Raw genomic sequence first — 12,774 nt, forward strand, 5'->3', positions numbered from 1 at the left:
TATTTATTATGTAGTTACCTCTATTGAAATTCTATTTACTTAAATTAATAGATAACTATGAAGACAAAAAGTGCTGCCAATTTCATAGTGATTATGAATTTAATTGAGGAGCTACTATGCGTTTTTTTCCAATGTTTATCAGTGCAGCTTCACTGATCTCAGTCACTATCCCTTTACCTGCTCACAGCAAACAAAGTGCTTACATTGAGCCCCCTATGATCAGTATCCCAACAGGAAGTTACATGATGGGAAGCGAGCAGGGGAGAGCAGATGAGAAGCCGGTGCGCAAAGTCACGGTGCCCGCCTTTCAAATGGGTAAATATGAAGTGACCGTGGCCGAATATCGAAAATTTATAGAAGCGACTGGCTATGAATCCAGCAAAGGGTGCGTTCATCGTATCGGTCCGCAGTGGTTTGGTAGCGGTGAACATGATGGGACATGGGATGACAACATGTATGTTCTTAGTGAGTTTCATCCAGTGGTCTGTGTGTCTCGAATAGATGCGATTAATTATGCCAAATGGTTATCAAAAGTATCTGGTGCACAGTACCGATTGCCTACTGAAGCTGAATGGGAATATGCGGCACGAGCTGGCACCACGTCAAAGTACTTCTTTGGCGGTGAACATAGGGCAAAAGAAGCATGTCGTTATGCAAATATTGCAGATCTTCATGCCTACTCTTTATCAGATAAATTATATAACGCCCCTTATTCTCAAGACGCAATCAATACATGCAATGACAATGAAGTGATGATTTCAACGGTGGGGTTGTATAAGTCAAATGGCTTTGGATTACATGATATGGAAGGCAATGTGGTTGAGCGACTTGCGGATTGTTATCAAGATAATTACGAAGGGGCGCCTGTCGATGGCAGTGCGGTCATCAAAAAAGAATGTGAGGTATTTGTTGCCCGAGGGGGCAGTTGGCATTGGCCAGTGTTTGGCTCCAGTCGAAGAATGATGATGTATGAAGACTTTTTTGCAGCCCTTGAGGGATTTCGGCTAGTAAAAGATACCCAAGGCGAAGCACTTGAGGCGAGCCGTGGCTCACTCTGGTTTGTAAAGCTGCTGGAGCAAGCTCAAAAAAAAGCAAAAATGAAACATAAGATAGAAAATCCCCATTACCCTGAACAACTGACCGATATTGACCTTAGCATTATGGCAAATGGTCATATAAACATTACATGGCAAGCGGCTCAGAAATCTGGCGTAACGGGTTATGCAGTGTTTAGGCAAGACCCCTTGAGTAATAACGTGGTCGCACTGACAAAACTAACGAACAAAAACATGTCGTTTATCGATGAAACTCCGCTAAAACACAACGGCAGGTATTATGTTGTTGCACTAAATGGCGCTGCAAAAGGCTTACCAAGCCACTATGTTGATAGTAGCCCTAAAAAAGTATATCAAGTTCCTGCACGAATAGAAGGTGAAGCTTTTGACTTTGCTCCCGGTGTAGTGGTTGTTAACTCTAGTTTTGAGCCAGAAGGCGATAAAATTATCGGCTCTATCGGAACCAGTACGGCCAGTTATACACTTGAAGCAAATTCTTCAGGTGAGTACTTAATGTCAATTCGCCTTTTTCATTCAGGTCCTACACAAAATTATACGTTGATGTTGGACGAGCGCCCGATAAAAACACCCGAATTATCTGGTGAAAGAGGGTGGCGTACCATTAAAAATATTAAAGTTCGGCTTGATAAAGGGCATCATACCTTAACAATACAAGGAGAGACGCCCCTATTCGCCGTAAATTGGTTTGATATCAATAAAGTATAAATATTTAATACTGATTTTTATCCTGTTCATAGGGGTTAGAAATAACCCCTAATTTAACCAATTTCTCATGTCGTGTATTGAGCCACCTTGGGTGGGCTGTATCCCGAATATAGTGGCGATATATCATCGTATCAGAATCGTCATCAGCCTGAAAATTGAGCTCTAGTAACTTAATTGCCATTGCTAATCCAACCCAGTCTATATGTTGCATTCTGGCAGTGTTAAAACTCGACTGTGCATACCGCTTAGCGTCATCTGTTTGCTCGAGTTTGTGATAAATCTGTGCAAATAACATGTCTCTTCTGGCTGGCTCATCGATGTTTTTTGCCAGAGCCATGGCTAAATCAGGTTTGTTTTGCTCTAGGTAGAGGTTTGCAAGTTGTTCACTGACAGAAAAGTAAACCCAGTAGTTTTCTGGAGTGAGCTCTTGTTCTAGCACTTTTAAATAATAAGATTGTTTTTCCTCTATGTTTTTTGCAAAAAGCGCAAAGTGATAAAATATCAGCATATAATGCGAACTATCTAGCTGGTGGTCGGCTAATAAGGTTTTTGCTTGATATAAGTAATCATATTTTTCTTTTTCTAATTTCAGTTTAAACGCTTTAATTGACAAAAGTGTATAAGCTCTTATTTCTTGCACGGGGCGATTAGCTAATCGAGCTTGGCTTGCAGCCTTATACAAATGTTTTTGTATTTGTGAGAAATCGCGATCATAAGCGGCGATGTCGGCAAGGGATTTGCTGATTTCGCTATTCAGCGCGTTGAAATCTGCTTCATTCATTAATTCACTGGCCCGAGTTAGATGCCGTTTGGCTTGGTCATACTGATTTAATGTCATCAAGAGCTGCCCTTTAAGCCATTGAGCATATGCCTTATAAATTGGATGATTTTGCGATTCGCTGAGAATTATCATTTGCTCAATATGGGCACTGGCGACGTTGTGGTTATATTCTGCCAGTAAGCGCTCGATAAGGTGCTTTAAGATGTCTAAATCTTCGGGCGTTTGGCTGTTTAACTTTTCCAGTTCAGTGGTCGTAAATGTATCAATTTGAACTTGGAAATAATCAGATTTCTGTATCTGATCAACTCGAGATGCGACAAGGTCTTCAAGTTTTTCGATTGAGTCGGCATAAATATACCCTTGCCAATGTCTGAGTTGATTCTGTAGGCGGTATTCTAGTAAGAATTTTGTTTTGTTTGACACTTTCTTAGTATAAATAAACCCACTGAGTAGCAGCTTATCCGACTTGGGTATGAGTTTCTTGTATTCAGTGTAAGGGGAATTAAAAATAGCTTGGGCAGAGTTATGAGACTTATCTGACGCATCATAATTGATTAAAAGTGCGTTATTCAATTGACGGGTTTGCGCTATTAAATGCCCTTCAAACCTTGCTGAGAAAGGAATAAGTAAGACTTCGTGCTGCGCTTTTTGCACAGGCGAGTTTGCACCGACATTGTGATGTGGCCATAACCAATAACCTCCAGCTATTCCCACGAATAAGCATGCGGCTACGACAAAAGAGAAGAAAATATGGCGTGCATTTACTCGTGTCGGTGAACGATATGGAGAAGCCGTCCCCGAGGGCGTCAGTTGTGTTGTGATCTCGATTTGCCATTGGTAACCGCGCTTTGGAAAAGTTTTTATGGCTGCATCTGAAATCAAAGCTCTAAGTTGACTGATGTTTTGAAAAACGACTTGCTCCGAGACAATCCGACCTTGCCACACGTGATCTAATATCTCTTCTTTACTTAAAACGTGTGCGCGTGACTCAATTAATAAAGTGAGCAACTTCCCTTGGGTAGGCGTCAATGGGATTTCACTTTGATGTTTGAATAATCGTTTTTGTTGAGTGTCAAATTCGAAGTCTAGAAAATACAGCATGATTGTAGATAGTCACTCCATTGTCATGACAGCAATAGTAGCCTAGTCACCAAGGTTTGTGAATGGCTTAAACAAGAGGTCAGTTTTTCATTACACAGGTAACAAAAAAAAGCCAAGCTACACTTAACAAAGTGAGTGCCCAATGTGCGGGTCACAGATAATTCAATAAATGATGGCAAGTGCTTATGAAATGGTTAAAGGATATCGACGGGTCTTTCGATGTGTTGCTCACCGATTGCTATCAGCAAAGAGAAATGGAAATGGAGTATCACATCAATCAGATCCGGTTTGTCGGGTTGATGGCGCTCTTTTTATTAGAACTGCTGATAGGGCTGTTAAATCGAGGTTTAGATTGGACATTAATTGTTGTTGATTTAGGCACTATGATAATGACAGCTATCTGGTGTTTCTGTGTATCTAAGTGGGCAAAAAGTGATGGCTACAAACCCTGGCTTAAATATGTTTCGATCCTTTTTGATTACCTGATTATCTTAGCTATTACACTCGAAATGGAGTTTTTATCTGAAATCGGCCACTTTTTGCATGATATGCACAATACTGAGTTTGAATTAATGCTTATCAGCGCGCTGATACTGTTTAATGTAATGAGTGCATTCAGACAAGGTAAGTTGATTATTTACTATTCCACTTTGTGCTGTTTGGCAACTGGGACAGTGATTCTTGAGCACAGTGGGACCGCCAGAGCGATAGAGATGCATGAGCAGATCATCATTTTATTTTCAGGTTTGCTATCTTGGTCAATTTCTAGTTACATTACAAATACCTATACCAGGCTTAGACATAGAGAGAGATTACTTCGATACTTACCAAAAAAGCTGGTAAGTGCAGTAGAAACTGGCAAAGTTGATATCGAGCCCGGCGGCGAACGGCGAAATGTAACTGTGCTGATGGCTGACATTCGGCGTTTTACCAGCATGTGTGAATCTCATGAACCCGAAGTTATCACAGGCTTATTGAACCGATATTTTTCGGCTATGAGTTCGATTGTTTTTAAATATGACGGCATGATAGATAAGTTTATCGGTGATGCGATTATGGCCGTATTTGGCACCCCTCAGGGTGAGGGGAATAGCGCCAGCAATGCAATTAATGCGGCAAAAGAAATGCTAGAAGCACTGACTGCATTAAATGAGGAGTTCATTAAAGAGGGATTACCGCGCATAGAAATTGGCATAGGGATACACAGTGGTGACGCAATTGCTGGTAACGTCGGGAGTGTCAGTTGTATGGACTATACCGTTATAGGTGACACCGTCAATGTTGCTGCCAGAATTGAAAGCAAAACAAAAGAATTAAATAAAGCGTTATTGATCAGTAAGGTCAGTGTTGAACAATCAAAGAAACAGAATTTGGAAAAAGCGGCTGAAGTCAGCTTGAAAGGCAGAGTAGAGCCGATAGAAGTGTTTTTCGACCCGCAAATTTAAATTGTTAAAATGATGTGTTACATGAAAATTTTTTGGTTTTAAATTGCATGTTTTAGATATAGTATAGGTACAACTCAAAAATAAGCTTGCCTTATTTGTTGTTCTTATTGAGCGGGTTGTCAACAACCTCGTGCTTTGAAGCGCATGGAAGGGATCATAAGATATTCAAAGAGTGATGGATTTACGGTAAGCATATTTTTGAGTGATCAAAATAAAAGAGTAAAACGGAGTTCCTTCGCTTTACTCTTTTGACATGGAAAAGGCTTATTTATTCGCTTCTTTAGCTGCTTTTAAATTTGCCGCATGGTCTATTTTGTAATCTGGCATGTTTTTATTACCGTGGATTAGATAATTGTCCATCCAACGCATCAGACGAATACTATAGTCATATTGCGCCGCAACTTTACGGTTGCCGTGTCCTTCACCTGGGTAGTAAATTAAGCGTACATCTTTACCTTGCACTTTCATGTATCTATACAATTCCATAGATTGTGCTGGGTGTACTCGCGGGTCGTCTTTACCATGCATAATCAACAGTGGAGTTTTTGATTGGCCAGCCCAGTAAATAGGGCTGCGCTCGAGGTACCATTGCCATTTTTGCCATGGATAAGAGCGCGCGTGTACTAAAAACATTTCGTTTGAGATATCAGTCGTACCAAACTTTGATAACTGGTTGGTAACACCAACGAACATAACGCTTGCTGCGAAGTGCTCAGTTAACTTTGTAGCGCCCCACGCCGATGCATAACCGCCATAGGAACCGCCTGTTATCCCTACTTTTTTGCTATCAACCAATCCTAAATCATCTACTAGGTATTTTTTCATGTCTACTAGGTCGTCAAATTCCTTACCAGCATAGTCACCTTGACCTAGTTTTGAGTAGTCAACGCCTTTACCTGTAGAGCCTCTGTAGTTGGGATAAAATACCGCATAGCCACGAGCGGCACCCATTTGACCTGGATCTGAGTAGTTTGTTAACCAGCCATTTTTATCATGAGACTCGGGACCACCATGAACGGACATGATCAATGGGTAACGTTTGCCTTCTTCATAATCAAGTGGGTAGATAAGAACACCGCCGATCTCAACGCCATCTCGGGCTTTAAATGTCAGAGCTTCTTGTTTTGCGAAGCGCTTACTATCGAGCCAAGTGTTTGAGTTTGACAAACGAGTCGTGCGCTTTGAACGTAACATATAGACTTCATTTGGGTGCTTCGCTGTATTCGCAGTGAGCGCAATGGTTTTATCTGAGTCTGACACTGACAGCTTACCAGCGATGAGCTTGCCGTCTTTTACCATTTTTTTGTATTTGTTTGAGCCCGCTTTTATTTGACCAACAAAGCTTTCCGCGCCAACATGACCAACAAAGTTAAGCGTATTTTTACGGTTAGACCACTCAAAGTCACCGATATGTCCCATAAAGTTTGGGATCCACTCTTCGATTTCCCCTGTTGTGGCATCGGCTAAGAATAGTCTGCCTTTAGCTGGGTCATGCTTGTCTTCGGCACCTAAGATGGCAATGTATTTACCATCATGAGAAAACTCAGCTTCGCCAAGCTTACCTTCTGTTTTGAAAGAGGTGGTCATCTGCTGTGTTTTGGCATCCATAATGTGCCACTGCGACTTCATATACTGGTCGTCAATTAACGCGGTAGGCTGAGTTTTGACAAGCAGTTTACTCGCATCATCTGACCAATTCATGTCACTGACATACCCTTGCACAGCAACTACGTCTGGAGTAAGAGCTTTCTCACTTGGCTGCAGGCTTACAATATGAAGCTGCTTGTTTTTTAGGCCTAATTCATAGACTTCAGCCATGAACCCGAGCTTTTTGAGTTCCTTTTCTGAGCTATCTTTAGGTGGCATAGCCAAGATAGCAACTTGCTTGCCATCTGGGCTTAGTCGATACTTAGAAATTGAAGTATCTTTTAAAGCGAAGACTTTTTGTGCTTCACCACCGTTTACGGCAATACGATAAAGCGACGTAAATTTATCAGTCTTTTTCTTCGTTAAGAAATATATAAATTGACCATCTGCCGACCAAGCAATGCTGTGAATATTCACCTGACCAGTAATAAATGGGCGTTCAACACCTTCGTCATCCACAAGGTGCAGCTCATTAAAGTTTTTACCGTTTTCATCTATGTATAATTCTCTTGGAACTGAACGTGTAAAAGCAACTGACTCGCCGTCAGGGCTCACTTTGGCGCTGACAACTTTTTGGATTTTAGGGATGTCTTCTAGGGTGATTGTATTTGACTGAGGGCTTGTAATGGCGCTTGTACTCACCAAGCCAACTGCCAGTGCAATTGTGGATTTTATCAATTTCATTTTACTAGCCTTGAAAAAGAGAATTGTGAGAGACGTGAAACGTCGAGCTAAAAAATCACGCTATTTTACGATTGGCTCTAAAGAAAACCAGCGTTTGCGACTAACTGTCACATGTATGCGGTAAACTACAAAGTTTGCATAAATAAGTATAATACTTGAGTAGATAAATATGCTGTTTTTTTAAATCACAGGCATATAAATAGGGACAGAGGTCATCGTTGGGTATATTTTATGTGCCTTATATCTTAGAGAGGAGATTAATGAGCTGCGGCTTTTTGTATCGAAAATAGGCTTGTTGTGTTTGACGCAACCTGAGACTAAACGATTGAAGCAGCTCTGGCATGGTGAGCTAGGCTGATCAGTGAGTTGAAAAGCGATATCTAGCGCCTAAGTAAAAACGTCTTCCATTTTGGTAAATTGCAGTAGGTGCGTACTCATTTCTATCGTATGTGTAAATCTGTTCATCGTTAAGGTTTAAAAATTCAAAGACGAGATCCAAATTATCACTGAACATTAGTGTGACACTACCGTCAAGTTGCCCATAATCGTCCATTTTTGTTTCGCCAATTCCAGTGGCAAATTGCGTGCGGTAGTTATACGCAAGGCGCAGGCTAAGCACGCTATTTTCATAGTAGGCAGTGAGATTGGCACTGTGTCTTGATGTGCCTGGCACCCAGTCGGTTTTACCTGTTAACTGAGAGGTTCTATCACCATCAACGAAGGTATAGTTTGCGATGACTCCAAATCCATAGGCAATGGCTTGTTGATAGCTCAATTCGACGCCTCTGATCACACCGCCAGCACCGTTTATTGGTCTGTCTATCGACATTAAAATACCTTCATGTGACTCTATGTTTCTATTAAATTCAATAAAAGACTCAACATCTTTATTAAAAATAGCGATAGAAGCCAATGCCGAATCTGTAAAGTACCATTCTAAGCCAAAATCATATTGTGTGGCCCGATAAGGGTTTAGGTTTGGATTACCGCCTTGGCCTTGTGCTTGGGTGACATTGTAATTAGTCGAAGGCATTAAGTGGTGAAATTGCGCGCGGGACATGACGCGTGCAACAGCAAAACGCGAAATAAGTTGATTACTTAAGTCAAATTGAATGTTTAGGCTCGGTAAAATATCGGTGTAATTTTTTGATGTTGCTTGCCAGTTATAACTTGGTACATCTGCAGGTAAAGTGGCTATTCGTTCATAAGCGCCTGCTTTTTGCCACGTTGATACTATTCTCACACCCAAGTTAGCCTGGTATTCATCTCCAGCCAGCTCAATCATTGCATAGCCTGCTAAAGTTTCTTCTTCGATTGTGAAGCGACTCGTCTTTTCTTCTTCTTGTTCAAAATTGAGCGTTGCAAAATCACGTGATAATGCATTGATATCCGCAAAACTATACGCCTTCAATGTATTGTCATTTCCAACCTTATCTAGATAACCACTGACAAACTGAGCAGGGTAATCTGATAAGGTGGTATTCAGCCTACCTGCCAATCCCTGAAGGCCGCCGTTTTGCGATCTAAGTCTTTGAAAATCTCGCTTGTGGCGTTTATATTTACCGCCAAAACGAATGGTACTTAAGTGCTTAAACGATAGATCTCGAGAAAAATCTTTTTGTAAAAAGTAGCCTGTATCATTGCCATCTTGACTGTCGTTACGCGCTTCACTTAGGAACCACTGTCGGCCATTCAAAGGTGAAGTTTGATAGTCTGTTTGGATATTTTTAGCGTCTCGTGTATCGAAGCTGTACTGCGTATTCGTGGCAAATTGCGCGGTGTTATCTTCGCTGGTGCCACCGCTGCCTCGGGTGTAGCCTATCTGGTATTGTGCTCGCCACCACGGGCCACTGTAATTGAGGTCGAGGTGAATACTCTGAGTTTGTATTTCGGCTTTGCGCCAAATTGCTTCCATACTGGTATTAAATGGCTGTGTTTGAGCAGGAGTGAGGGAGCCGTATACAAGCGTATTGTCTTTTATCTGATAGTCGTTGATTTGGCTGCCAGCGTCCAGAGCTTTGCCAGGTTGCCACAAGAAGTTTTGATTCGTGTTGTCCGCATTGAGTTGAGAATGAAGTAAATGGCCTTTTAAAGTCCAATTCTCATTAATATGGTAGCTTGCACTAGTGGTAAAGCTGGTTAGGGCTCGGTCTTGTTGGAAAACAGCTGAACCACCTCCCCCAGGAGACCATATGTTTTGTAAATCAGCCGTTCTCTGGGCATTATTTGTAGACGTTAAATGTCCAGACTCATTGGTGAAATAGCTTCTTTCGTGCCACCCCCAAGATTCGAGTCCATCTCTGCGTAAACTTCTACTGTGATGATTAATCGTAAATAGTGTAGCGAAGTTTTGGTCTGCATTTATCCAACTGTACACAGCGGAAAGTTGCGGATCATATTTGTGTGAAAGGTCGTTGTATTGCGTTTGAGCTGTAATAGCCAGCACGCCAGGGTCTGAAAAGAATGGATCCAGTGTTTTAATGTTGATTGCACCACCGAGCGACCCTTCATCTTGATTGGCTTTGGGGGTTTTATACACCTCTAAACTTGAAACAATGTCTGCTGGTAACAGTGTGAAATTGAATCCGCGACTGGGCAAAGAAGAGATCCACCAATCAGCAGAAGCCAGGTATTGTCCGTTGAGATAGGTGCGGTTTTGCTCCGGGGTGGTGCCTCTCACACCTATTCGTTCGCCTTCTCCTTGAACTCGTGATAATGATATCCCGGTGATCCTTTGTAATGCTTCGGCCACATTCTTGTCAGGGAATTTACCGATTTCTTGTGCACTAATACTATCTGATGTTTGTTGGCTATATCGTTTTACATTAAGTGACTTGATAACGCTGTCATGAAAGGCGCGAATTTCTATGTGCAATAACTCGTTCTGGTCGTTGTCTGGCGATTTTTCTGAGGCTCTTTGCCCACTATTTTGCGCGTAAGTCATCGATGTGTATAAAAGCGTGAAGAGAAGAAACAAGTAACATATGCGTTTCATGACCATTGTTTCCTACTCCTATTCTTAATTAACGTTCGGGAAACTTTGCTTTTATATTTCTGTTTAAGTGCAACACAAAGTGCTGTAAAGTTGCTTTAAGGTAAAATATTTTTGTCCCCATCATAACATAGTATGATCATAATGGAATAGCTTGTTATGTATTCGGCCATGTAACTATGACGCGCTTTTTGGATTGGATCAGTAAATGCAGTTTGAACGTTTTCTGTTAAATGATGTTTTGATAGATACCCAAAAGATGAGTGTCAAAGTAGAGGGAAGTTGGCTACCTCTAGAGCACAAACAGCTCTCCTTAATAAAGTTGTTGATAGAAAATGCGCCAGAACCGGTCAGTCGAGATGAAATAATCAATCAGCTCTGGCCTAATTTGATTGTCAGTGATAATTCGGTAAGCCAACTAGTGGCGCAAATTAGAAAAACGCTGAGCGATACTTCTAAAGAACCTAAATTTATTAAAACAGTGCCTCGAGTCGGATATCAGTGTATAGCTGTCGTTGCAGAGGCACCTACGTTTATAGAGCGGGGGAAAACTCCTCAACAAAATGTGCCTTTTAATTGGCTTTTTTGTGGGGTCTTGGTTGGTTTTTTAATTGCGTGCATTGTATTTTTTGATGTCAGTCTGTTTAAGCATGAACATAAAATTAAGTATGTTTCTCGATTAACTTCTTCACCCGGTGCTGAAGTGTACCTTAACTTTTCACCTAATGGTCGTTATTTAGCGTATAGCCAAATTGTAACTGGTGAAAGCCAATATGATCTGGTTGTACACGATCTGCAAACGAATACGTCTCATACAATCAAATCGTCAAGGTATAGCGAGCAAGCACCTAGTTGGTCTGAAGACGGAAATTGGCTTTTATATTATCGATATAGCCCGTTTAGTTGTGAGATACGTGCTGTGTCGGTACACAATGCGATTGAGTTATGGCGATTGAATCGAGATATGGCTTTATTGGAATGTAATAGCGCCTATAACCCTCAAACGATTATGTGGGATCATGTAAATGCGCTTTTTGTTAATGAGGTCGACTCAGGCAAAAAGGTATTGGTTAAATATAATATAAATAAGCTGCAAGATAATGCCTTGGTATTGTCTGAGAGAAAGGTAATCGTAGAGGCTTCAGAATATGACCTCTTTGAAGATAATATTATCTATTTGTCAGAGGGTAACTGGTATAAAGCTAAAATTAATAATGAGGGTAGCTTGGTGTCTTCAGAAGAAATCGAAGTGCAAGGCAAGCCTTATTTTGGTTTTTCAGATAACAGTTTGTTTGCTGTAGGTAGTGATCTTAAATTGCACTTTTTGGATCAAAATTCAACTACTTTATATCAACCCTATGGTGAAATATCAGAAATTTCTATAGACAGAAAAAAAGGGCTCATTGCGCACACTGAAGGGAAAGCCGAAGTAAATCTATATGAATATTCTACCATGTCTAAACAGTTTACTGCGATTTCATCCAACGCCAGAATAGATACCCATGCGAGTATTTCACTTGATGGTATGCAAACTGCGTATGTCTCTGAAGCAGCGCATGCAGCGCTGCAAATTGAAGAGGTAGAAATATGGCTAAAGCACAGGTATAAATCAAGCCCCAGTTTATTAACTAAATTACCTAAAAATGATAAGCCTAAACTGCTTTTATTTTCCCCTAATGGCGAATACTTAGCTGTATTAAGCGAGTCTAATACACTATTTATTATCAATACCTTTTCAAAAATACCTCGCTCAGTTATTAAAGAAAACTCGACTTTAGAGAATATATACTGGTCAAGTGACGGTAAGTCCCTTCATTTTAAAACAGAAGAAGATGAGCGTTTACAGTTTTGGCGTCATGATATTGCAAATTCAAGCAACTATTTACTACCTGATTCAAGCCAAGAGTATATCCCGCTGATGAATAAAAATGAGAGTTTTAGAACGTATTTATCTGATGTGGAAGATTATATATTTAATGCACTTGGTGGTGAGGTGCCATTGCAGCAATTATCACATTCCTTACAGCTTTATAAGCCAGCTATCTATGATGGTGGAATTTATTATGTTGTGAGGCAAGGGCATCAACTATCTTTGTATAACTATGAGATAAAGGGACAAAATAATCACTTTGTTTCAGATGTAGGTCTTTATTTATATGATGTAAATGCGGTTTTGAGCCTGAGCACAAACTACGATGGTTCATATATTATAATGAATCGAGTAGAAAATTTAGAAAAAGATATCGTACTTCATGAGTTTACACTTGATTAGACTTTAAACCACACTTACTTATTGCAATTAGCAATCCAAAAGCGCAATGTAGAGTGGTGTATTAAAAAGGC

The 12,774-nt window shown here is 40.7% G+C and carries 6 protein-coding genes; 3 read left to right on the forward strand and 3 right to left on the reverse strand.

Annotated features, from left to right (window positions below; translation table 11 throughout):
- Positions 1-116 precede the first annotated feature (116 nt).
- Positions 117-1,781, forward strand: a complete 1,665-nt coding sequence (locus N473_RS10175) for an SUMF1/EgtB/PvdO family nonheme iron enzyme (protein ID WP_063367819.1) — start codon at positions 117-119, stop codon at positions 1,779-1,781.
- Positions 1,782-1,785: 4 nt separating this feature from the next.
- Here N473_RS10175 and N473_RS10180 read toward each other — a convergent pair whose 3' ends face one another.
- A complete protein-coding gene (locus N473_RS10180; protein WP_063367820.1) occupies positions 1,786-3,663 on the reverse strand; it encodes a winged helix-turn-helix domain-containing protein in 1,878 nt (625 codons plus the stop codon).
- 185 nt (positions 3,664-3,848) lie between these two features.
- Here N473_RS10180 and N473_RS10185 point away from each other — a divergent pair, with 185 nt between their 5' ends.
- Entirely contained in the window at positions 3,849-5,108 is a 1,260-nt protein-coding gene (locus tag N473_RS10185) for an adenylate/guanylate cyclase domain-containing protein (protein WP_063367821.1), read from the forward strand.
- Positions 5,109-5,372: 264 nt separating this feature from the next.
- Here N473_RS10185 and N473_RS10190 read toward each other — a convergent pair whose 3' ends face one another.
- Together N473_RS10190 and N473_RS10195 are read right to left on the reverse strand one after the other, a co-directional pair.
- On the reverse strand, positions 5,373-7,439 hold the full coding sequence (locus tag N473_RS10190; protein WP_081221069.1) for a S9 family peptidase: 2,067 nt from the start codon (positions 7,437-7,439) through the stop codon (positions 5,373-5,375).
- 358 nt (positions 7,440-7,797) lie between these two features.
- Positions 7,798-10,434 (reverse strand): TonB-dependent receptor, encoded by a 2,637-nt coding sequence (locus N473_RS10195; protein WP_231099554.1) that lies wholly within the window; start codon positions 10,432-10,434, stop codon positions 7,798-7,800.
- A 205-nt stretch (positions 10,435-10,639) separates the two neighbouring features.
- Between N473_RS10195 and N473_RS10200 the strand changes: the two genes are divergently transcribed.
- Positions 10,640-12,703: a winged helix-turn-helix domain-containing protein gene (locus N473_RS10200; RefSeq protein WP_063367823.1), complete on the forward strand. Its 2,064-nt coding sequence runs from the start codon at positions 10,640-10,642 to the stop codon at positions 12,701-12,703.
- Positions 12,704-12,774 lie beyond the last annotated feature (71 nt).

It is taken from the genome of Pseudoalteromonas luteoviolacea CPMOR-1, from assembly GCF_001625685.1.
Classification (GTDB): Bacteria; Pseudomonadota; Gammaproteobacteria; order Enterobacterales; family Alteromonadaceae; genus Pseudoalteromonas; species Pseudoalteromonas luteoviolacea_K.

Bases quoted from the DNA above. Each gene is read 5' to 3' on its own strand.
- N473_RS10180 (WP_063367820.1), bottom strand. From the start codon at position 3,663: ATGCTGTATTTTCTAGACTTCGAATTTGACACTCAACAAAAACGATTA.
- N473_RS10190 (WP_081221069.1), bottom strand. From the start codon at position 7,439: ATGAAATTGATAAAATCCACAATTGCACTGGCAGTTGGCTTGGTGAGT.
- N473_RS10195 (WP_231099554.1), bottom strand. From the start codon at position 10,434: ATGAAACGCATATGTTACTTGTTTCTTCTCTTCACGCTTTTATACACA.
- N473_RS10185 (WP_063367821.1), top strand. From the start codon at position 3,849: ATGAAATGGTTAAAGGATATCGACGGGTCTTTCGATGTGTTGCTCACC.
- N473_RS10175 (WP_063367819.1), top strand. From the start codon at position 117: ATGCGTTTTTTTCCAATGTTTATCAGTGCAGCTTCACTGATCTCAGTC.
- N473_RS10200 (WP_063367823.1), top strand. From the start codon at position 10,640: ATGCAGTTTGAACGTTTTCTGTTAAATGATGTTTTGATAGATACCCAA.